Below are 22,835 nucleotides of genomic sequence, written 5' to 3'. Positions count from 1 at the left end.
ACACTTTACCTATGCAGCGGCCCGTTGTCAATCAAAGCGGCAGAATTTCCGAACGGCTACGCGGCATCGTGGATCGGGTCACCTTCCACAATGCCGATAACGGTTGGACGGTGCTGCGGGTGTCGCCCTTTGACAATCCCCATCAGCAGGAAACGGTGATCGTTCATCAGACCAAGGTATTTGCCGGGGCCACCATGGAATTTATGGGGGCCTGGACCGTCAATTCCAAATACGGCCGGCAATTCAACGCCACCCATGCCGTGGAGCATCGGCCGGCCACCAGCGCCGCTTTGGAAAAGTACCTGGGGTCGGGGCTGATCAAAGGCGTCGGTCCGAAAACGGCCAAAAAAATTGTCCGTTATTTTGGCAAGCAAACCCTTGATATCTTCGAGGATGATATTCAGCGTCTCATGGAGGTGCCGGGGATTGCCGAGAAAAAGCTGTCCATGATCAGTGAAGCCTGGACCGAGCACCGCGCTATCCGTGATGTGATGATGTTTTTGCAATCCCACGGGATCAGTACGCTCTTTGCCGTTCGTATTTACAAGGAATATGGCGACGATGCCATTGCCTGGGTGACCGAGGATCCATACCGGCTGGCCCGGGATTTCTACGGCATTGGTTTCTTTTCTGCTGATAAAGTCGCTCTGTCCATCGGGCTCTCACGTGACAGCCGGCAGCGTATCATGGCCGGCATCAGCCACGTACTGGCTGCCAGTCGGGAGTTTGGCCATTGCTATCTGACCGAAGACCAGATTTTGGCCCAGGTCAATGACCTGCTGGAACTGGACGTCAGCCAGCGCATCCCCGAACTGCTCGGCGAGATGGAAACCAGTGGACAGTTGATGGTGCGTGAACTCAATGCGGATGATGACCGTGCCCAGCGCTGCTACTACGCCAAGTCGCTGTATTACGATGAATTGGCCGTGGCCCGCAAAGTGGCGGCCATGGCCGGCACACTGCCCGTTGACATGCAGCGGGTCGAGCGGTGGATGGACAATTTCTGCCGGGCCAACCAGATTGCCTTGAGCGATGAGCAGGCGGCGGCTGTCCAGGGCATCGTGGGGCGGTCTTTTGCCGTTTTGACCGGGGGGCCCGGGGTGGGCAAGACGACCACCACGTTGGTGCTGGTCAAGCTGCTGGACGCCATGGCCTGCCGGGTGCTGTTGGCCGCGCCCACCGGGCGGGCCGCCCAGCGCATGAGCGATGTGATCGGCCGGGAATCCAAGACCATTCACCGGCTGCTGGAGTGGCAGATGAAGGGGTTCAAACGCAATGCGGAATTCCCTCTGGAAGCGGATTTTCTCATTGTCGATGAATGCTCCATGCTGGATATCAACCTTACCGCCGCCCTGCTAAAAGCTGTACCGGACGGCTGCCAGGTGCTTTTCATCGGTGATGCCGATCAACTGCCCTCGGTGGGGGCCGGCAATGTGCTGCGCGATATCATTGATTCGGGCAGGGTCCCCTGTTTTTGCCTGACCCGGATATTCAGGCAGGCGTCCCAATCCCTGATTATCCGCTATGCTCACCAGATCAACCAGGGCGAGCTGCCCCACATCGATTCACCGTTTAAAAAACCGGTGGTGTGGACCAACGGAACCGACTGTTTTTTTATGGATTCGGACGAGGCCACCCAGGCCCAGCTTGGTTTCGTGGCCCGGGTGAAACGTCATTTTGAAAATCGTCCGGAAACAGAGGCTTCCCTTGAACCGGCGCCGGACAACCCCTATGAATTTCGTGTCGAAGAACCGGTGGTGCCTTATGAAACCGAGCTGACCATTCCCAAACAATTCGACCATGTGGATCTGGACCAGGTGTTGCAGGCGGACAACCGGGTGGCCGAGCTGATGGCGGTGCTGAAAAAAGTGCATCCCTGGTCGTCCCTGCGCTACGGATTGGCGGCAACGGACATTGTCCGTAAACTGTATATCGAATGGATTCCCAAATATGTGGGCCGGGACACTGAGATCCAGATCCTTTCGCCCATGACCCGGGGCAGCCTGGGCACCGTGAGTCTCAATGCCATGATCCAGGATTGTGCCAATCCATCCGTGCCCGGTACCCCCCAACTCCAGGTGGGCGAGCGGGTTTTCCGTGCGGGCGATCGGGTGATCCACCGGCGTAACAACTACGATCTGGGGGTGTTCAACGGCGACATCGGTCAGATCACGGCCATTGACAACGAGGCGCTGACCCTGACGGTCACCTTTTACCCGGATGGCCGGCAGGTGGACTACCAGCGGGACAACATCGTCGAGCTGGATCTGGCCTATGCCATCACGATCCATAAATCCCAGGGCAGCGAATTTGAAACTGTGATCATTCCGGTATTGACCCAGCATTTCAAGATGCTTTTCCGTAACCTGATCTATACCGGGCTGACCCGTGCCCGGCGGCTGGCGATTCTTGTGGGAACGCGCAAGGCCATGGCCATGGCGGTCCACAATCAGGATACCAGCCGGCGGCAGACGATGTTGGAGGCGTTGGTAAAGACGTTTTAAGTTTAAAGTGTTAAGTTAAGGATGGTGGGCGATTGAATAAAGACTGCATGCCGACAGCCCTAACAGCCTTCAGCCTATCCACCTCTATTTGACATTAACCTGCCGTTTTTCTATAACCGCCGATCGGCATCTATCAATTTAACAAAGAACGAGGTTTTCGTATGAATAATAACACCCTGACCCCACTTACCGCGGTTTCTCCAGTAGACGGCCGCTACCGGCGGACTACTGCCGCTCTGTCCGATTACTTCAGTGAAGGCGCGCTGATCCGCTACCGGGTCCACGTGGAAATCGAATATTTTATCGCCCTGTGCCAGCTGCCATTGCCACCACTTACCGGTGTCGATCCGGCGTTGTTTGATCAGCTGCGTGATATATCAAAGCAGTTCAGCATGGCGGATGCCGCCCGGATCAAGGAAATCGAGCGGACCACCAACCATGATGTCAAGGCGGTAGAGTATTTCATCAAGGAGAAATTCGATGCCCTGGGACTTTCCGCCCACAAGGAGTTCATCCATTTTGGCTTGACATCCCAGGATATCAATAATACGGCCATGCCCCTTTCACTCAAAGAGGCCTGGCATCAGGTGATGCTGCCCGTACTGGAGGATGTCCTGGCCGATCTGACGGCCAAATCGCAAACCTGGAAGGATGTTTCCATGCTGGCCCGCACCCACGGCCAGCCCGCCTCACCCACCCGGCTGGGCAAGGAGATTTTCGTGTTTATCGATCGCCTCCAGGAGCAGATGAAACTGCTGGCCGCCGTTCCCTTTGCCGCCAAGTTCGGCAGCGCCACCGGAAACTTCAATGCCCACCACGTGGCTTACCCCAAGATCGACTGGCATGGCTTTGGCAATCACCTGGTGGGAGACGTGCTGGGGCTGCACCGCTCGCGCGTGACCACTCAGATTGAGCATTACGACCACCTGGCGGCCTTTTGCGACGGGGTGAAACGCATCAACACCATCCTTTTGGATCTGTGCCGGGATCTGTGGACCTATATCTCCATGGATTATTTCAAACAGAAAATCAAAAAAGGTGAGATCGGTTCCTCGACCATGCCCCACAAGGTCAATCCCATTGATTTTGAAAATGCCGAAGGCAATCTGGGCATGGCCAACGCCATTTTCGAGCACCTGTCGGCCAAGCTGCCCATTTCCCGGTTGCAGCGCGATTTGACCGATTCCACCGTGACCCGTAACATTGGCGTTCCGCTGGGCCACACCCTGATCGCATTCAAATCGTTCCTGCGCGGATTGGACAAATTGATCCTCAACGATGACGCACTGAAAAAAGACCTTCAAAACAATTGGGCCGTTGTGGCCGAGGGCATTCAAACCATCCTGCGCCGGGAAGGCTACCCGAATCCGTATGAGGCGTTGCTGGCACTCACGCGTACCCATGCAGCCATCGACCAGCAGGCGATTGCTGACTTTATCAAGGGGCTGGATGTGAGTGAGGCGGTAAAAACCGAACTGTTGGCCATTACACCGGAGAATTATACGGGTGTATAGAGTTTTAATTTTATGCCCAAACTCTACCTGAAAGAATACGCGCGTGCCCTTGCCGGCCGGGAGATTTTCATCGCCTGCCGGGAGGGCATTTTGCGTGATTACTTTCAGGATATCATTGGCGACATCAAATTTCTCGTCCGCCATGATGCCCGGCCCACCTTACTGCACAACATGCCCAACCGGTTTGCCAATCAAAAGCTGGTCAAAACCTTAGGGCAACGACTACCAACCACCGCGATTGTGCGCATCAACCCGGAAGTCGATTTTTACGATGCCGTGCTGAATCATCGCGCATCCATGTTCAAGGTCATTTTTCTGGAGCGCCGCTACCTAATTGACGACAGGGGCAACAAAATCAACGCCATTACCACCGGCCGGGCCCGGGAAACCCTGGCGGACGTTGGTGACCTGATCGCCAATGTGAATTTCAAAGGCGCTTTGGCCTGTATCTGTGAGAAGATCGAGGCCGGTCAGTGCGATCGTGCGCATATACTGCCGGCGGGCAAGCACACCATCAAGCACGAGCTGTTCACCGTGGAAGGTTCCGGAACCCTGATCGCCAACAACTTCGAGGAAACCTTCCGCCAGGTGCAGACCGACGACGATGTGGCCATCGTTCACCGTATTTTGACCATGTATAAGCGTTCGGGATTTTTAAAGCCCCGTTCCAAGTCCTACCTGAGCAACAACCGGCACCATTTTTTCGTCACCGCCATCGACGGCATCGTGGTGGGCTGCATCGAGCAGAAGATCATTGACGCGCAGACCGTCGAATTGGGGGCACTGGCCATCTCCACCCGTTTTCGCAATCAGCGGGTGGGCGTGCATACGGTCAAATCATTCATGGCGCTGATGCGTGAGAAAGGCTATACGCGATTCATCTCGCTGACCAACAATCCCCGTCTCAAAGAACTTTACTTCCAGTTGGGATTTGTCCAGGAAAGCCGTCTGGAATACCAGGCCCGTCAGGCCCAGAGCCCGGATGTCGAAATGTTTTTTTGCAAAGCGCATTAGCCTGTTTTTTATTTTCTCGCATTTATAGGCTTTGGTAAGAGGCTGTTTGAGAAGTCTGGATCAGGCCCGATAACAAGGCGGAACGTGGCTCGAAAGCGGATTGCGACTTGTAAAAAAAACTTGACAGAAAGTTGAAAATGAAATATTGGCGCAATAGTCGGTGATTCACAAATTACATGATGAGAACTATGTTGACATAACAAGAGAATGGTTGGAAGTATAAACTGCTTGACCATGAGAGAAAGGAGGGAGTAGAAGAACGTTATACGCAAAAATATATTTATTAGGGCAATGTCTGTCTTGAGAACTCATCTTCACGCTGTCTGATTAACTTCTCCTGTATTTCCTGTCACAATTTCAGCCCTGTTATACCTCTGTATATTTTTAAGCTAACCTTATGTAGATAACCTCAATTTTTACATCTCTATCCAACACATTGAAAAAGACAAAGATGCGATGACGAATCATCGCCAAAATATGGCAGAATAGGGTAGTTTTACTAAGACTGAAATTCTCGAATGGGTAATCAAGAAAAATTGTTCTTTGTCGTTCATTTGGGGGATCTGGTAATCAAACTAAGGATTTCTTGCTCTAATTAAAGGCCATGTGATGTTGGGCTTATGCATTAAACGCTAATATCAAGATGAGGACATCACAATCGCAACAGAAGACGTTTCTTAAGGAAAGGAAAGTAGTTGATGAAACAATTTTGTCGGTTTGTTTGTTGTTCGCTGATCCTCTTTTCTTCTACTCATTGTTACGCGATTGATTTTTTTCTGGTCAACGCGTCCAGCGATAATACCATTGAACAGTTACAGACAGGCGATTCCATTAATTTGCAGCAGGTTGGCAGCAACTTGAATATTCGCGCCGAAGTTACTCAAAATGTGGCTCAGGAGACGGTGCGCTTTGAACTGGACGGCGAGGATTTCAATACCGAGCGGGGCGCACCTTATGCACTGGCCGGGGATGACGGTAATGGCGATTATTACTCATGGACACCCGATGCCGGTACGCATACCCTAACTGCCGTCGCCTTGGATGGTAGCAGCAATATTCTCGCCCAAAGTACGATTACATTTTTCGTTTCAACTACATCTGTAGACAACCAATTCGACAAGAGCCGAGGTGATCTGATCTCCTTGCATTACGACCATAGAGCCGATCCAGATGACGGCCATTCAGCGGCAGCCGATTTAACCCTAATTGACTATTATGGGCTTGGTTCCAACGTGCATGTTGTCTCAGGCACTTATGGCTATAATTCAGAGGAGCCATACGAAAATTCGGATGACTATCACGAATTCTATCAAGAGGAATCGGAAGATGTGATGATAGCCGCTTGGGGAGCTGATTGGCTAAATGCCCACATATTGTATACTGACGACGGGTTAAATCCCGCAGTCTCGACTACGGCATCAATATGGGCAAGCACGCTTGGTAACGCTGCCCATATATGGATAAAAGAAGGCGGCCCCAGTGATTTTACGGCTGAGGTGCTTAAACTGTTGCATACTGACCATGCAATAACGGTCGCAACGACAAAGGCCAGGGTACATCTCGTTCAGCATGGCCCGACAGATGGTAGAGAGGGTTTTAATGAAAGGCACACCATAGATAGTAACTTGGAATTTGTAAAAGAAAATACTGATTATCTAATAATTGCGAATGGAAACGAGATTAACGATACCGCTGGTTTGGTCATAATGAGAGATGACACCAATGGTATAGACGATATAGAAGATTTTATGGACAGTGCGAAAGCACACACCACTTGTGGTGGTGCTTGGTTTGCTGCATTTAACTATTATAATCCACTTGATAATAATGGTGCTGAAGAGTATTGGCCATGGGATAGCCGCCTGGATTTTTCCGACACCGTAGAATTACTCTATATTTTAAATATTGGTAAGGAGACTGTCGCTGATTGCAATGATTTTGCCAAAGCCTATCTACCCTCTGCCTGCCCCGCTTTCGTACCTGGCCCGGATGCCTGTACAAGCGATTGCCCGTGCGGGGAAGGGGAAGGCGACTGCGACAGCGATGCGGACTGTGAAGCCGGCTTGACCTGTGTTGAGGATGTCGGTGCCGACTACGGCTGGCCTGCATCAAGGGATGTGTGCGAGGCCGCCTCTGCCTGTCCTGCTTTTGTACCCGGCCCAGATGCATGTACAATCAGTTGTCCGTGTGGAGAAGGTGAGGGCGACTGCGACAGCGATGCAGAATGTGAAGCCGGCTTGACCTGTGTTCAGGGTGTTGGTGCCGAATACGGCTGGCCTGCAGGAAGGGATGTGTGTCAATAAGAAGCTGTCGGATGTAGGTTGGATCGCAGGCTCCTCACAGGCCCGGCAAATGTTTCCGTGGTCCTGGGGGGGACATGTGGTGACACCCCTGCCAACAACGTTGTTGTTTGTGTAAAGAAGGGGGGATGTCTGAAAATTTCGGAAATAATTTTGAGGGCCTTGCCTTATCCGCTTGGCCCTTTTTTCTTTGAGTTGATTGGTAGGCTGAAATTCAGTGTTGCCTAAACAGGTTATCCACCTCGAAAAACGATCCTCGTATCAATTCGTATTCAACGAGGAAAAACGAACCGCCTTCTGATGAATGGTTCTATACGTTGAAACACATTGAATAAATTGGTAGAGGAATAATGCAATCCATTTGCAACAGGAAACGATATGTTGAATTTGGGCACCCTTTGCTGTGACGATTTTCCAATAGAAAAGGTGAAATTATGGAACGGAATTTGAGAATGGTCTTGATTTTTGTTGTCAGTGTTATCTTTTTGACAGGACTTGCTCCTTTGGTGGTTCATGCGGATTTCGATGTCGATAACCTTTTTATCATCAACGAACCCTCATCCGGCTCAGCCGGTTACGACTTTATTGTTGAATTCGCTTCCGACGGTACATCGTTGAGCACGCTGATTCCCCAAACACAAAATATCACCGGAATGAGAAGAGTGGCTTTCGATTCCGTATCCGGGCACCTGTTCTATAGTGTGAGCTGCTGGTCGGATCAGATTTTTGAGATCAGAGAAGTGGACTCGAGCGGTGCCTTAATCAATACCTATACCCATGAGGATTTTGGTTCGGGAAATATCTCATTTGTATTTGATAGCGCCGGTGCACTGCATATCGCAAACAATGGCTACATCTTTGTCAAGCAGCCGGGTGAGGCGGAACTTGTGCGGCTGTTTGAGCTGCCTGAAACAGGGATTGGAGATCTGGAAATTGATAGCGCCGGCAACCTCTATCTGTCGGATCCGTTTGTCAATGACACCGTATATAAGATTTTTGCCGACGGAACGGTCATTTCCTATGTGGACAGCGCAGACGGCATCGACAATCCATATGGTCTGGCTATGGATGGAAGCGACAACCTCTATGTGGCCAATAGCGCCTACAACAAACCTGCCATCGTCAAAGTGACCAATGAGACACAAGTATCAGTTTTTAATGATAAAAATGTCGAGTCGGGTATTTTGGACATGACCTTTGACAACCACGGGATGCTGTACGTAAGCAATCGTTCCCAAGAGACAATCCAGGTATTCGATGCAAACGCAAACCCGACTCTATTTGCCGATGCCGAGGATGGTCTGGACGATCCCTCATCCATGGCTTTTATCACCACCAATTCTTCCTGCAGCACGGACATTGAACCCGACGGTGATGTCGATGGAATGGATCTGGCTGATTTCGCGGTCCATTTTGATTCGGCTTGCCTGGCTGAATTGGCTCGCGCATACGGGTCTGGATCCTGACCGGAACGTTTTTTTGGAATGTGTTGGCCGATCGTCACTGAATAAAGGGTTACCCAGTTTTTACAAGATTGTCTTGTTATGCGTATTCTATCTTTTTGGGAAGGGGAAGCATGTTTAAAATATGGCTGGCCGTTTTGTTCGTTTTGTTTTCGATGGGTACATCTTCTGCACAGATGAGCGTCCAGGAATGGGAAGATCTTTTCATTTCACGAACCGCGGCAGTATATGAACTTAATGAGACGAGAAGCCTTTCCTGCGACAGTTGGCGGCAGTATTTTTTGTCTTATGGAATCGATGCCCATATCGCCATGTTCCGGGCAACCGGAAACCTCGAATATCTTGACCGGGCCTTGTTCTACATCAACAATCTCATAGACACGGCTGTGGTCTCGTCCTCTCTTTCGCGGAGTCAGTATAAGGATTCCTACCTGGGCTGGGCAAATCACAGTCACCGCGAATTAGGGGATGATGGAAGGGAGTACCCGCTGTTTGAAAGCATTTGCTGGCGGTATGTGGCCCATCTGCTTCGCGTAATGAAAGAAACGCCCGATGTATACAATGATGCCGATTATAAAGATCAGTATGATCGTATCCTGTCTTTTCTGGAAAAACATATCTATGAGAAATGGTATACGCGCGGCGTGGCAAACTTATATCGATGCCGCACGCATATGGCTGCTCACTGGGCATATATATCACTTGAACTCTGGCATATCACAGAGAACTCAATATTCAAGCCGGTGTATAAGGAAATTTTCGAGAATATCAATAGTGGCGGCCTGCCCAATTTTAAAGGCGCCTCTTTGAGAAGCCAGTTGATCACTGAAGAGGAGGGCAATACCCACTATTTCTGGTCCTCGGTATGGAACAGCACACAGCGGCCGGGGCAGGACACATCCCATGGTAATCATGTGATGGCCTATATTGTTGAAGCCCATGATTTGGGGGTGGAATGGACGGATCAGGACATCGACTGTTTTATAAATACCTTCAACGATATCATCTGGTCGGATTCGGAGCAGCTGGCTGAATATGTCGATGGCAGTGGTGACGGCAATAATTTCATAAGTGATGGTTTTTTTAAGCTTGCTCGGTATGACAAAAGATTGCAGGAACGCTTGGAAACCGCCTATACTCCTCTTCATAAGGGGTTGCAGATTTATGGCAATGGCGCGTTGAATGCAAAAATAATTCAGGAAACAGGTGCCGCTGACCTTGACATTGAACCCGACGGCGATGTCGATGGGATCGATCTGGCTGATTTCGCGGCTCATTTTGATTCGGGATGTTTGGCTGAATTTGCTAGTGCATACGGATCCGAGCCCTGACCGGAACGCTTTTGCCGGAATGTGTGGACCGATCGTCAATTGGCTGCCCCAGACCCGAATGTTGAATCCGGGTTTGGGGTCAATTTTGCACATAGCTATCTTGGCTTTCCCCTGATATTGCCGATATATAGCTACGAGCATCCTATCCATCATCTTACGATCGGCCGTAGGTTTCGGTCATATTTCGCAACCGGCGGGTCAATGGTTTGGTAATCGCATCGTTTTCCAGACGCCAGTGCCAGTTTCCTTTAGTGGTTGACGGGTCGTTCATGCGGGCGTCGGCCCCCAGGCCGAGCAGGTCCTGCATAGGGATAATAACGGTGTCGGCCACCGACATCATGGCCAAGCGGATCATTTCCCAGGAGATGTTGGCGGCTGATACATTGCGGCCGATATAGCTGCGCCATCGCTTTTTCGCCTTTTTATCGGCTTCGTTTTCAAACCAGCCTCTGACCGTATTGTTGTCGTGGGTCCCGGTGTAGACAAAACAATGTCTGATGTGATTGTGGGGTAAAAAGGAGCCGTCAGGGAAATCTTCACCAAATGCAAAAAGCAGCACGCGCATGCCGGGCAATCGATATCGGCACATGACTTCCCTGACGTCGGCGGTGATGGTTCCCAGATCTTCGGCAATGATCGGCAGGTAGGCAAAGTGCTTTGCTATTTTACCGAAAAAGTCATCAACCGGCACCGGCATCCATTTTCCATTGACGGCGGTTTTGGCCGCGGCGGACACCTCCCAATAGGCCACCAATCCGCGAAAGTGATCAATGCGCAGCACATCAAAAAGGCCTAGCTGATGTTCCAGGCGTTGAATCCACCAGGCATAGTCTTTTTTTTGCAGCCCATCCCAATTGTACACCGGATGCCCCCACAGCTGACCGGTGTCACTGAAATAATCGGGGGGGACGCCGGAAACCCGCCTCGGCCGCTTGTTCTTGCCCAGTTTGAAAAATTGCGGGTGCCGCCAGACATCCGCGCTTTCGTAGGGCAGGTAGATCGGCATGTCGCCGATGATCCGAACCTGCTTTTGGCCGCAATAGCGTCGCAAATCCGCCCACTGACTGTAGAAGATATATTGCACAAATCGACGCAGGTTCAGGTGCTCGGCCAGCTCGGATTGAACCGCCAATAATGCCTTGGCATCCCGGTCGCGTATTTTTACGGGCCACTGGTCCCATGACACGTTGCCGTAATAGGATTTCAGCGTATCGAAAAGAACAAAATCATCCAGCCATCCGGTATGTCGACGGCAAAACCGCTCATACTCCGCATCCCGGCCCCGGGCCTTAAACCGATCATAGGCCCGCTCCAGCAGCTTCTCCTTAAAGGCGTTGACGGCTGAAAAATCCACCCGGTCGGCAGGTAACTCGGGCACGGCAGCCAAATCGGCCGCATCCAAGAGCCCATCCTGGACCAGTCGCTCGGGACTGATCAGCAGGGGATTGCCGGCAAAAGCCGATGGGCTGTGATAGGGCGATCCGTTGTGATCCGGATCAATGGGCGTCAGCGGCAGGATTTGCCAGTAGCGTTGGTGGGTTTGCGCCAAAAAATCGGCAAACCGGTAAGCCTGTGGTCCCATGTCACCGATTCCGAAAAGACCGGGCAACGATGTCAGGTGCATCAGGATGCCGCTCGATCTGAGATTCATTGGGTATCCTCCAACAAGGCACACGGAAAGTGGTTTAAAATCCGGCCGACGTTTACGGACGTTGCGGCCTCGACGATTTCACCGGTGAAACTATTTTTCCAGCGCCGCGCCGTTGTGCAAGGAAAAACGATTTCCGTGTCCTGCCACACACGCCTGCCAAGCGGATACTGATGCGCCTCGATCAGGCCGGTCAAAAGTCGAGGCACCACGGTGATGCTGCAGCGGGCGTCGTGCATTCGGGCAAAGGCGATCACGTGCGCCTTGAACCTGCCGGCGATCGCCAACGGCACATATGATCCTGCCTGATACACTCGTGCGCGTTTCTTTCGGGCGCGAAGGGCGCGGGCGATCAGAAAAAGCTTGATGCGTCCGTCATCTCGATGGGTGAGTAGCGCCTCGATCAGGCCCAACGGATCGGAAGAAAAGTGGTTCAACATGTCCGCCAGCAATCGTTTCCGTTTATCAACGTCAACCGGTCGCCGGTTGTCCGGATCGACCAGATTAAAATCGAAAAGCTCGGTGCCCTGGTAAAAATCGGGAACACCGGGAACGGTGATTTTAAGCAAGGTTTGAGAAAGGCTGTTCCAGATGCCGTAAAACGCAACCTTTTTCCAAAACGGTAAAAATGCCTGCAGAAACGAACCGTCCTCGGTGGGGTGCAGGATCTTTTCAATGAAAGCGCAAGCGGCGTCCTCGTACGGCGCGTTCACCTTTATCCAGGATGAATGGATTTTTGCTTCGCGCAGGGCTTTGACCATGTAACGGCTGATCCGTTGCGTAAACGCGGTGCCGGGCGGATTGTCAAACGGATAAGCGCCCAAAAGGGTTTGGTACAGCAGATACTCCTCATTTCGATCGGGGACCGGTGCGCCGTCAATCCGATTTTTCTTCACCTGATTCAAGCCGTGCCAGCGGGAAAGATGGTCCCGCCACGCTTTGGGCATCTCGGATAACACATTGATGCGGGCCCTGACGTCTTCGCCCCGTTTGGAATCGTGGGTTGCGGAACTGTTCATGGTATGGGGCCAGCGGTCGGCTCTGGTTTTGATGAATGCATGGAAGTCATGCGGGCGGCACCCGAAACGGCGTGGGTCACCGCCCACATCGTTGAGTGAAATCAGCCTGCTGTAAATATACAGGGCCGTATCTTCGAGCCCTTTGGCCATCAATGGCGCTGTCAGTTGCTGGAATTTGACGATGATCGGATCGACATCCGTCGCCGGGCCGATGCCGGTTGGTTTCACATTGGCATCCAGGAGCAATTGGCTGAGAAAGGTCATTTCAGGCGCCGGTGACGCGCTGTCCTGCCGGGCCGATGCCACGGCGGCTTGAATGCATGCACGGTCGGCCGCATTTGGCCCGTTTTGATCAATATAGGTCCGGTATACCGGGAACCGGATCAGGATTTGCGTCAGGCTTTGCATCAGCCCTTGACGTGTCAGTTGGCGGCCATTGCGGGGTTGGCCGGCCGCGTGAAGGATTCGATCGACCAGGTTGTGCAGATCGCCGCCGAACTGTTCTTTCAGGAACCGTCGCTTGCAGTCAACCAATAGATGGTCGAAGTCGGTCGTCTGACCGGTGAACGCGTTGTAAATGTCGTCAAAGATCGCTTCGTTGTCCGTTGCACAGAACAATCCGTTGAGCCGCTGGGTAAAATCATAGCCGGTCGTGCCTTGAATCGGCCATCCGGTGGGCAGCGATTCTTCCGCTTGAAGGATTTTTTCCACAACGATATAAATGTCGCCCAGATGGGCCCTGAGCCGCCTGAGGTATGCGGCGGGATCGGCCAGGCCATCGATGTGATCGATCCGTACCCCATCGATATATCCGTCATCCACCAGCTGTTTGATCAACCCGTGCGTGCCATCGAATACAGCCCGATTTTCCTGGCGCAAACAAATCAGCTCGTTAATGTCGAAAAACCGGCGGTAGTTGATTATCTGGCCGGCTACCGTCCAGTGACACAGGCGAAAAAACTGATCGGACAGGAGCCGGTCCAGATCATCAACGCGTCCGCCCGCGTCCCGGCCCTGGCTGTAGTGCCAAAGGGTCTGTTCAATGCATTGCCGAACTTTCCCATTGCCATCGTATAGATCGAACAGCGCCTTTTTCACCCGCCGGGTTTCCTGGCGGCGGGTGTCGGCGTTTGAGCGTGCGTCAATGGCTTCAATGCAATTGATGACATCGGCAAGGGGCGCATCACCCACTTGGTTGTCGCCAGCCTTGGATTCAAGGCGTTCAGCGATCGCTTTCAGCAATATCAGGTATGATTCAATCTTCAGCGGCAGTCTAAGCTGGTAGTAGTTGACGGCAAAACCAGAGGCATCGAAACTTAATTTGAGTTCACCATCCTCCAGGCATTGGGCGTAGCGGCGGCCCAAAAACGGTGCCATGAGCCGCTCAGGGGTGGCGCTTCCCGGCCCATGCCAGCCAATGTCGAAAAAAGCGGCGTATGGCGAATGGGGGCCATGCTCCAGGACATCCATCAGCATCCGGTTGGCCCCGTCAAACGCCATGTGGTTGGGAACGATATCCTGAAGCCAACCGATGCGGCGCTGCTTCAGCTTCCGGTGAAGACCTTCAAAATCAGACCCGGTGCCCAGCTCGGGATTCAGTTGATTGGGATCCACCCCGTCATAGCCGTGGGCACTGCCCTGCCTGGCCTTGAACACCGGGGAGGCGTAAACATGCGAAACGCCCAAATCGGCCAGGTAGGAAACGATCTTTGCGGCCTGCCTAAACCTGAATTGCGGATTGAATTGCAGGCGATATGTGGCATGGGGGATGTTCATGGTTCATTCAAGCCGGATCAACAGCTTGTCGCTGAGCTTCTTGAAGTCCGCGACCCACCGCCCGGCGGCGCGGTCTTGCTGTTGCGCATGTTGTTTGAACCTCGGATAGGTGGTCTGGATTAATTCGTAGTGCAGATCCTGAACCTTTCTCAGGTTCACGTCAAAGGGCAGGGCGTACACCAACTCGACCCCGGCCACCATTTTTTCAAGGCGTTCATGCTGCTGCGGATCGGACTGAAACATTTCAGCCATGCGTTCGAGGTTTTTTCGCAAGGTATATTCAAGGGTATCGGCGTCCAGGGAGATGCCGGCCAGATGAGCCTCCGCCAAAAGGGTCTGAATGGTTTCAACATCAAGATGATCGTCGGCAAATTCGCGGCACAGCTCACTGTTGACGACGATTTCGGCCGCCACGGCAAGCGCTCTGGGGGGCGGACTGTGGGCATCTTTCAAAAAGCGCATCAGCGGAATATGATGCTCGAAGATATGCCGGTATGTGGATTGGGCGTCGTCCTCGGTCGCTTTCAGGATAATATCCAGGACCTTGCGCTGTTCATCGCGAAACAGGGACTTCAGTGAGTACCGTGATGATTCAAAATAATGGTCCTGGATCCGCAGTACCTCGGGAAAATCGGCTTTTGCAAAACTGTCGAAAATCTGATTCAACAGCTGGCCATAGCTTTCACCATCCATGTATTCTCGGATGCCGCAGGCCAGGTTATGGTCTCCAAAATGCATGACGCCAAAATAAAATCCGGCGCTCTCCTGGGTGATGGTGGAAACGATGGTCACCCGCCCCACGGCCAGCTTGGCCTTGCCGGCCTCGGTGCTGTGCACGTCCCTGCGCAATACCTGATAACAGAAGATTTCCGCCTGTTGCGGATAGTCTTCAAACAGGGAGCTGATGGCATAATGGGCCGCCACCTTTCTGAGGTCGACCATGGCGGGTTTAACGAATTTTTCAAAAACCCGGCGGCCGTCACGGTGATGGGCGATATTGCTTTTGGCCTGCTCCAGCTGTTCAAGAAACCGGGTCTCAATATCGGCGTTGAAAATGTCGCTGTACAGCTGGATGGCGCGGCCGGCATACTGAATGGCTTGCACGGTTTCGATACCGGAAATATCGTCAAAAAACCATCCGCAACTGGTGTACATCAGCATCAGATAGCGCTGCATCTCCAGCAGCTTCAGTATCGTGGTTCGGCTTGCCGGCATCAGCTGCTGCACTGAATGACGCTTGAAAAATCGCTCAAGGGTATCCGGCGTGCGATTCATGACCACCGCAATATAGTCGTCGCGCGCCTGCCAGGGATCCTTGAGATATTGTCCCGCCTTTTCCGTATAGGAGGACTCAAGCGTGTCGCGGAGACAATCCATGGCCTTGCGCAACGGCTTGCGCCACGCCTGGTTCCACTCCCGATGGTGACCGGTATTGCAGCCGCAGTCGCTGCACCAGCGCGCTATCCCGTGAACGCAGCTCCATGAGGTGTTGTCGACGATCTCCACCTCCCAGGATGGTGGATGGTCGGCCAGATACGCACCATAGTTGGTCAGGCGGGCCAGCTGGTTGGTTTCGATATAATCCAGTGCATAGGCCAGGGCCATGTCGCCGAATCGATGGTGGTGGCCGTAACTTTCACCGTCGGTGGCCAGATTGACCAGCTGGGGATGGGACCGTTCATCCGAAAACGCGCTTAAGATACGGTTGGCAAATGCTTCACCGTTTCCCAGCAAGCGTTCGAATGCCACTGCCCGGGAGAGGTGACTGTCGTAGAAAAAAATGGCAATACGGCGCCCGGCGTCCAGCTGCTGGATATAGGGCATGGTCGGATCGATGGTTCCGTCGCTGACATCATGCCACTGGGGGGCGTCTACGGGGCGCACGGCGGCAGCTTGATGGGGGCTCAGGATCGTGAAGCGAATGCCCAGTTCGGCCATGATATCAAGTGATTGTCGGTTCACTGCGCTCTCCGGCAGCCACATCCCTTCGGGTCGGCGCCCAAAGCGATGGGCAAAATCCCGAATTCCCCACAGAATCTGCGTGTATTTGTCGCGGCGGTTGGCCAGGGGCAGGATGATGTGGTTATAGGCCTGGGCGATTGCCGAGCCGTGGCCTGAAAACCGCTCGCGGCTTTTGATGTCGGCTTGCAAAATGGTTTGGTAGACGTCCGGCGCATGGTTCACCATCCAGGACAACAACGTGGGGCCGAAATTAAAACTCATTTTGCTATAGTTGTTCACCATTCTGACAATACGGCCCTGATCGTCCAAAATACGCGAGCGGGCGTTGGCCCCATAACACTCAGCGGTGATACGGGTGTTCCAGTCGTGATAGGGATAGGCCGAATCCTGAAGCTCGATGGATTCCAACCAGGCGTTTTCCCGCGGCGGTTGGTAAAAGTGACCGTGGAAGCATATATAGCGCTGTGTCATGGGTGATTTCTTTCCCGGGTTAAAACCAATACAGAGCTTGGTGGACGGCACAGGGTGACCGTGCCGGTTGATTCGATTTCGGCCGCCACCGGGCTGCCCGGGCCCTGCCACTGTTTTTCCGCGGAATCCAATGCCTTTGTCCACCGGCCTTTGGAAATGGAGGCAGCTATGGATTGATGATCGCTACCGAAATGAAAGATGATCCAGGCGTCGGTCATGCGTGTCCACCGTCGCACTAAAATGAGCATTCTTTGCTCGTCATCGACAACCCGCATCCGCCTTTTGCTCAGTTGCGCCAGACATGAATGGGCCGTTCGAAGACGGATCAGTTCGCTGTAAAAGCGCATCAACACCTGGTGATGGCCCCTGCGGCACAGTGCGGGGGTTAGTTTTGCCTGCAGGAAGGTGGCGTCGTCCTGGGGATCCGGTGGATCCGCCTTCCAGCCGAAGGCGGCAAATTCCCGGCGCCGGCCCTGGCGCACCGCTTCCACCAGTTCCGGATCGGTGTGACTGATAAAGTACCGAAACGGCGCCACCTCCGCGTATTCCTCGCCCATGAAAAGCAGCGGAATAAAAGGCGACAGCAACACCACGCCGGCGGCCAGTTTGAGCCGTTCGAAGTCGACCAGTTGGGCCAGGCGCTCGCCTTGCATGCGATTGCCGATCTGGTCGTGGTTCTGGGCAAAGACAACAAATTGTCGGGCGGGAATGGTCCGCGATGCGTTGCCATGGCTGCGCCGGCGAAAGGCGGAGTACTGGCCCGAGTAGACAAACCCATCGCGCAGGCTTGCGGCCAAATCCGAAAGTCGTCCGAAGTCCTGATAATATCCCGATTTTTCGCCGGTCAACAGGCTGTGCAGGGCATGGTGAAAGTCGTCGTTCCACTGGGCGTCCAGATCAAAGCCGCCCAACTGGCGGGGGCGAATTATGCGGGTATCGTTGAGGGCGCTTTCGGCGATGCAGTAGATGCGGCGATCCAAGCGCCTGCCTTCCCGGTGAACCGCCAGGGCAAGCTGTTCCAAAAAAGGGCGTGCTGTGAAATCAAAAATGGCATGCACGGCATCGATTCTGAGCGCATCGATATGACATTCGCCGACCCAGTAGAGGGCATTTTCGATAAAAAAGCGGCGCACTGCATCGCTGTGGGGACCGTCGAAATTGATGGCCTGGCCCCAGGGCGATCGATAAACGTCGGTAAAATAGGGGCCGAAGTCGCCAAGGTAATTGCCTTCCGGCCCCAGATGATTGTAGACCACATCCAACACCACCGCCAGTCCCTTGCGATGGCAGGCGTCAACCAGCCGCTTGAGGCCCTGCGGTCCGCCATAGGAATGCTGAGCGGCAAAGGGATAGGCGCCGTCATAGCCCCAGTTGCGGTTCCCGGGAAACTGGGCCACGGGCATCAATTCCACGGCGGTGATGCCGATTTCAGTCAGCCGATCCAACTGCGCCGTGACGCCATCAAACGTGCCTGCATCGCTGAAGGTGCCCACATGCAGTTCGTAAATGATATACCGTGAAAGTGGCATGCCGCACCAATGCGCATCCTGCCAGTCAAAGGCCGGGTCGACCACCTGGGAAGGCCCGTGAACGCCCTCGGGCTGATATTGCGAGGCCGGGTCGGGCCTCTCCAGTGGTTTGGGTGGAACTCCCGGCGTCTGATTGACATGCAGCCGATAGCGGTAGCGAGCAGCCGGATCGATACCCTTCAAGATAATCTGATGATAGCCTTTTTCTTTTTTATTCAGCCTTTCGATTCGCTCAGCTGGATAGATGATGCATACGTCCACGGCTTGCGCCAGCGGCGCCCATACAACAAACCGACAGCGGCCATCACCCAAATACGTGGCGCCCAGCGACGGTTTCATAGAGTAAGCCTCCACGGGTTTTTAAATCTCTTCCCGCAACCGATAATACTCTGAATGAGCACTATTTATTAGGAGCACACAACCCCCTGAAAGTCAACGTCGATGGCGTGGCATGGTCGTCTTCTCCGGCAGCAAAAGGTTGACAATCCCCGGAATCTTGCTAATATAGCATATTATATTGTTTTTATTTGTAAAGCTATTCCCCCCGTACTGTTGCAAACGCACCTTCGTTGCACACGTCTGATTCCGTACAATATTGCGGCTGTTGCCTTCGCGCGAAACGTATTTTCAACTTTAAACTTAAGGACAGGAAAATTGGATCCGTTTGCCATCATGGATTGCGCCCTGATTGCCATCGCCATCGGAGAAAAGGCGCATAATCTTCGTGAGCTGTTGGACCGGTTGCTTAGAATAGAAGATCCAGCAGTGACCTATTTTCATTTCTGGGGAGGGCTGCTACGGCCGCAATTTGTCGATCCGGAGTACCAAAACGATTTTGCCGCCTGGGCTTACCACGACCTGCATGACCGGCGCCTGGCCGAGCGGTTGTCCATTCTCAATCCCACCGAATTTAAATCCATTGACGACCTGCACCGGCGAATCATTGACGTGGTGGAGGAGCGCATGGATGAAGATGATTTTGATCCCCACACCGAAGCAGAAAAGCCGTTTTTTTTCATGCGTTCCCAAATTGTCATCTTCGATACACGCGAGCGGGCCCAAACGCCGGAGCAGTTGGGTGACATCATCCCGAGCCTCGCTTTGGGAAGCCTTTTCTACCATCTCATCGATGCACGTCGTCGGACCGAAAGCGGAAGAGATGACTTTAGCGAGTGGCTGTGGGGATGGGGGGCGCCGTATGCCCCGTGTGCCGCCAAGATTGCGGCCATCGATCCGTATTTTAACAGCATTTTAGAGTTGCGCAGTGAACTTGAAAGGGTGCTCAAGCAATACTTGTCGAAGGGAAATGCCTCATGACCGATATGCTCACCCGCTATGCCGCCATTGTCGGCAACGAGGTCATCGACCATCTTTATCAATTGGCTGAACCATTGGAGGGGATGAACGTCGTCCATGTCAATTCCACCCGCGAAGGCGGTGGGGTGGCTGAAATCTTGCATCGCTTGATCCCGTTGAAGCAGGAGTTGGGAATCCGAGCCGGTTGGGAGGTGGTTTCCGGAGATGCCCAGTACTTCCAGTGTACAAAAAAAATGCACAATGCTCTGCAGGGCGATCGCGAAGAGATCCCGGACGACCTTCTGCAACATTACGAAACCACCAATGCCCGTAATTTTGAACGGCTACAGGCGCGGTTGAAGGACAGTGACATCGTGGTTATTCACGATCCTCAGCCGGTACCGCTTTTGAACCTGTGCCATGACCGAAAAGGAAAGTGGATTTGGCGCTGTCATATTGATGCGAGCCGTCCCCACCGGCCGGTGTGGAAGTACCTGCAGCAATTTATCAATGGCTACGATGCCAGCATTTACTCGTTGCCTGCTTTTGCTCAACCCATGAATCACCCGATGTACATCATCCCGCCCAGTATCGATCCCTTAAGCGATAAGAACATTGAATTGGACGAAGAAGAGACCAACGCCATTTACAAGGATTACCATATCGATCCTGAACGGCCGGTTATCTCGCAGATCTCCCGTTTTGACCGGTTCAAAGACCCGGTCGGCGTCATTCAGGCGTACCAGATGGCCAAGGCCTTCGGCCCCCCCCTGCAGCTGATCCTTGCCGGTGGTACGGCCACCGACGACCCGGAGGGCGAGGAGGTGCTGGCCGAGGTGAAAATGGCTGCCAAGGGTGATCCGGATATCCACATCCTGATGCTTCCCCCCGATGCGCATCGAACCATCAATGCCATTCAACGCATCTCCGATATCGTCCTGCAAAAATCGATCAAAGAAGGCTTCGGCTTGACCGTTACCGAGGCCATGTGGAAGGGCAAACCGGTTATCGGTGGCAACGCCGGCGGCATTCGCATCCAGATCGTCAACCATTATACCGGTTTTCTGGTAAGTACTCCCGAAGGCGCCGCCCTGCGCATCCGCTATCTGATCAAGCACACGGATCGCTTAAAAGAGATGGGCGCCACCGCTAGAGCCTTTGTACTGGAAAATTATCTGCTCACCCGCCATCTTAGGGAGTATCTCACGTTGATGGTGGCCGTTGTCCGTGGGGTTCGGGAACGGATCGAACTGTTCAACAATCATTGATAAGGATCAGCTGCTGTCGCCATCCGATCTGGCCAATGCGGTGGACAACCGGATTGAAAATGAGAAGCTGTCAATTTTTTCCCAGAATGAAAACGGGCCTGTCTTTTTTGCCCGCCCGCGAAGATTGGCGTTGGCTGGAGCGATCAATCGTCTGAGAAACCTGAATGTTGAAATCTCTTCCGCATGAAAATGATATTGACAGTGAAAATCTGTTGTCATTAGAATTTAATCGAGTGGGAACACTCGCCGATCACCGTTGATACTGATTCGCTGCCATTGGAACTGTATCATTTCACTTTACAGTTGACTCCTCTTGACCTTTATCGATCCTTTCTTATCACTGTTCCCATTGAACAAAGGAGGAAAGTATGAATGAGCAGGATTGGATGGCCTTGGGAGTCACCCTTTTCGTTATGACAGTCATTGGATTGATCCTTTATTTAGGCATATCGGGGGCTTTTACACAGTGGTAGGCCATTTAAATTAAAAAGTCGATCGCACATTTCCGGCAATCCCCATCCGATGTTCGGTGATCCGGTGATGATTGCCATGCCCTGTTTCTCTTTTTATCCGACGGCCGGGCGCATGGTTGAAAAACAGTTGCTTGCGCTGCCTTGGCGGTATACGATTTATTGCGCTCAATTCATGTCTAAAAAATAGGCTGCGAAACCTACAAAGAACAGGCAGGCGATGAAATTTGACTCTATCCGGATTCATTCCGCACCGGAAGCCCTGGTTCAACAGATTGCCGAACAGATTGAAAACGGAAAACTGGCACGGGGGGCCTGCCTTCCTTCCCAGCGCAAACTGGCCAAGATGTTCAGTGTCGGATTGGGAACGGTTCGGGAAGCCGTGCGGATTCTCAACGTCATGGGATACCTGAAGGTCATCCAGGGAAAAGGTACCTTTGTTTCCGACATTGCGGAAAGTGCCCCGCAAAAATGGGCCCGATTCGACAAGGCCATCGAAGCGGTCTCTTTGGCGGATCTGATGAAAGCCCGTGAGATTGTCGAATGTGAAGTCGCCCGCCTGGCGGCCAAGGATGCGGATGACGACAGTATCGCACGCCTCAAAGGTATCACCGCTCAAATGGAAGCCTCTTTCACGGATACCGAAGCGTTTTACAGGCTTGATTTTGATTTCCATATGGCCGTGGCCGACGCCGCCAACAACGACGCCCTTTACGAAATTGTCAAACTGCTTGTCGACCGTGCCCACCACCACATTGGTTTCATGGATGATTCCCTCCATATTTCGATGCCGTTCAACGTGGAAAAAGCCGTTTCCACGGCCCGTCGTGTGGTCATGTACATCGAATCCGGAGATGGCGAAAAGGCCAAGGCGGAAATGTTCCGACATTTGAGCATCGTCGATACCGAGCTCCAAAAGGCGTTCCCCGAAAAAGAAGGGCATTAGCCGCCTGAATTTCCCTTCATGGCTGTAACCGAAACGCTCGCTTTTCCACTTAAAACCCAACCTTAAAGCATCAGTCAAACTAGGCATCTCGCTCCAGTTTAGGGGATGGCCAAAAAATGAAAAAAAATATTTGAATACAATTCAATGAATATTGACAAGCCTTTTTGGGCGGCGTTATTGTGGTCTTGAGTTATGGAGTTCATGTGTTCATAACAGTTCGATAATCTGCTTGAAATACAGGCCATTATTGTGAACTGCATTGCAGCCGGTACGGCCGAGGATGCCGCCGAAGCCATGCAGGTCCATCTGGGAACGATCAACCCG

Annotated in this window: 14 protein-coding genes; 10 read left to right on the top strand and 4 right to left on the bottom strand. The window is 52.8% G+C overall.

Annotated features, from left to right (window positions below; translation table 11 throughout):
• Positions 1 to 11: 11 nt before the first annotated feature.
• The 6 genes from Dvar_RS39525 (at position 12) to Dvar_RS39500 (ending at position 10,126) form a co-directional block, all read left to right on the top strand.
• On the top strand, positions 12 to 2,504 hold the full coding sequence (locus Dvar_RS39525; RefSeq protein WP_419658958.1) for an AAA family ATPase: 2,493 nt from the start codon (positions 12 to 14) through the stop codon (positions 2,502 to 2,504).
• Between the two features lie 161 nt (positions 2,505 to 2,665).
• Positions 2,666 to 4,018, top strand: coding sequence for an adenylosuccinate lyase (gene purB / locus Dvar_RS39520; RefSeq protein ID WP_419658957.1), 1,353 nt, complete (start codon positions 2,666 to 2,668; stop codon positions 4,016 to 4,018).
• A 12-nt stretch (positions 4,019 to 4,030) separates the two neighbouring features.
• Positions 4,031 to 5,032: a GNAT family N-acetyltransferase gene (locus Dvar_RS39515; RefSeq protein WP_419658956.1), complete on the top strand. Its 1,002-nt coding sequence runs from the start codon at positions 4,031 to 4,033 to the stop codon at positions 5,030 to 5,032.
• Positions 5,033 to 5,730: 698 nt separating this feature from the next.
• Complete coding sequence (locus Dvar_RS39510) at positions 5,731 to 7,335, top strand: hypothetical protein (protein ID WP_419658955.1); 1,605 nt, start codon at positions 5,731 to 5,733, stop codon at positions 7,333 to 7,335.
• 431 nt (positions 7,336 to 7,766) lie between these two features.
• Entirely contained in the window at positions 7,767 to 8,798 is a 1,032-nt protein-coding gene (locus Dvar_RS39505) for a hypothetical protein (RefSeq protein WP_419658954.1), read from the top strand.
• A 110-nt stretch (positions 8,799 to 8,908) separates the two neighbouring features.
• Positions 8,909 to 10,126, top strand: a complete 1,218-nt coding sequence (locus Dvar_RS39500) for a hypothetical protein (RefSeq protein WP_419658953.1) — start codon at positions 8,909 to 8,911, stop codon at positions 10,124 to 10,126.
• Positions 10,127 to 10,280: 154 nt separating this feature from the next.
• On the opposite strand, the gene malQ is transcribed toward Dvar_RS39500, so the two are convergent.
• Genes malQ through treZ form a run of 4 tightly spaced genes read right to left on the bottom strand, consistent with a single transcriptional unit; the run spans position 10,281 to position 18,870 of the window.
• Positions 10,281 to 11,777 carry a 4-alpha-glucanotransferase gene (gene malQ, locus Dvar_RS39495; protein WP_419658952.1) on the bottom strand — a complete coding sequence of 499 codons (1,497 nt, stop codon included), beginning with the start codon at positions 11,775 to 11,777 and terminating at the stop codon, positions 10,281 to 10,283.
• The gene (gene treY, locus Dvar_RS39490) at positions 11,774 to 14,569 is read right to left on the bottom strand and encodes a malto-oligosyltrehalose synthase (protein WP_419658951.1); all 2,796 of its coding nucleotides are present in this window, start codon (positions 14,567 to 14,569) and stop codon (positions 11,774 to 11,776) included. The genes malQ and treY overlap by 4 nt, the downstream gene beginning before the upstream one ends.
• A gap of 3 nt (positions 14,570 to 14,572) precedes the next feature.
• Positions 14,573 to 17,002 (bottom strand): DUF3536 domain-containing protein, encoded by a 2,430-nt coding sequence (locus Dvar_RS39485; protein WP_419658950.1) that lies wholly within the window; start codon positions 17,000 to 17,002, stop codon positions 14,573 to 14,575.
• Complete coding sequence (treZ, locus tag Dvar_RS39480) at positions 16,999 to 18,870, bottom strand: malto-oligosyltrehalose trehalohydrolase (RefSeq protein WP_419658949.1); 1,872 nt, start codon at positions 18,868 to 18,870, stop codon at positions 16,999 to 17,001. Before treZ ends, Dvar_RS39485 begins: the two co-directional genes overlap by 4 nt.
• 315 nt (positions 18,871 to 19,185) lie before the next feature.
• Here treZ and Dvar_RS39475 point away from each other — a divergent pair, with 315 nt between their 5' ends.
• From Dvar_RS39475 to Dvar_RS39460, 4 genes are all read left to right on the top strand, one after another.
• On the top strand, positions 19,186 to 19,848 hold the full coding sequence (locus Dvar_RS39475) for a DUF5752 family protein (protein WP_419658948.1): 663 nt from the start codon (positions 19,186 to 19,188) through the stop codon (positions 19,846 to 19,848).
• Positions 19,845 to 21,095: a glycosyltransferase gene (locus Dvar_RS39470; RefSeq protein ID WP_419658947.1), complete on the top strand. Its 1,251-nt coding sequence runs from the start codon at positions 19,845 to 19,847 to the stop codon at positions 21,093 to 21,095. Before Dvar_RS39475 ends, Dvar_RS39470 begins: the two co-directional genes overlap by 4 nt.
• On the top strand, positions 21,055 to 21,282 hold the full coding sequence (locus Dvar_RS39465; RefSeq protein WP_419658946.1) for a hypothetical protein: 228 nt from the start codon (positions 21,055 to 21,057) through the stop codon (positions 21,280 to 21,282). Before Dvar_RS39470 ends, Dvar_RS39465 begins: the two co-directional genes overlap by 41 nt.
• 503 nt (positions 21,283 to 21,785) lie before the next feature.
• On the top strand, positions 21,786 to 22,511 hold the full coding sequence (locus Dvar_RS39460; RefSeq protein WP_419658945.1) for a FadR/GntR family transcriptional regulator: 726 nt from the start codon (positions 21,786 to 21,788) through the stop codon (positions 22,509 to 22,511).
• The last annotated feature ends 324 nt before the right edge of the window (positions 22,512 to 22,835 follow it).

This window comes from Desulfosarcina variabilis str. Montpellier (assembly GCF_048565275.1).
Taxonomy (GTDB): domain Bacteria; phylum Desulfobacterota; class Desulfobacteria; order Desulfobacterales; family Desulfosarcinaceae; genus Desulfosarcina; species Desulfosarcina variabilis.
Note: the sequence above shows the minus strand (reverse complement) of the source record. Positions and strands in the feature narration are given on the sequence as shown.

Bases quoted from the DNA above. Each gene is read 5' to 3' on its own strand.
- Dvar_RS39525 (WP_419658958.1), top strand. From the start codon at position 12: ATGCAGCGGCCCGTTGTCAATCAAAGCGGCAGAATTTCCGAACGGCTA.
- treY (WP_419658951.1), bottom strand. From the start codon at position 14,569: ATGAACATCCCCCATGCCACATATCGCCTGCAATTCAATCCGCAATTC.
- Dvar_RS39485 (WP_419658950.1), bottom strand. From the start codon at position 17,002: ATGACACAGCGCTATATATGCTTCCACGGTCACTTTTACCAACCGCCG.
- malQ (WP_419658952.1), bottom strand. From the start codon at position 11,777: ATGAATCTCAGATCGAGCGGCATCCTGATGCACCTGACATCGTTGCCC.
- Dvar_RS39510 (WP_419658955.1), top strand. From the start codon at position 5,731: ATGAAACAATTTTGTCGGTTTGTTTGTTGTTCGCTGATCCTCTTTTCT.
- Dvar_RS39505 (WP_419658954.1), top strand. From the start codon at position 7,767: ATGGAACGGAATTTGAGAATGGTCTTGATTTTTGTTGTCAGTGTTATC.
- Dvar_RS39500 (WP_419658953.1), top strand. From the start codon at position 8,909: ATGTTTAAAATATGGCTGGCCGTTTTGTTCGTTTTGTTTTCGATGGGT.
- treZ (WP_419658949.1), bottom strand. From the start codon at position 18,870: ATGAAACCGTCGCTGGGCGCCACGTATTTGGGTGATGGCCGCTGTCGG.
- Dvar_RS39470 (WP_419658947.1), top strand. From the start codon at position 19,845: ATGACCGATATGCTCACCCGCTATGCCGCCATTGTCGGCAACGAGGTC.
- purB (WP_419658957.1), top strand. From the start codon at position 2,666: ATGAATAATAACACCCTGACCCCACTTACCGCGGTTTCTCCAGTAGAC.
- Dvar_RS39515 (WP_419658956.1), top strand. From the start codon at position 4,031: ATGCCCAAACTCTACCTGAAAGAATACGCGCGTGCCCTTGCCGGCCGG.
- Dvar_RS39460 (WP_419658945.1), top strand. From the start codon at position 21,786: ATGAAATTTGACTCTATCCGGATTCATTCCGCACCGGAAGCCCTGGTT.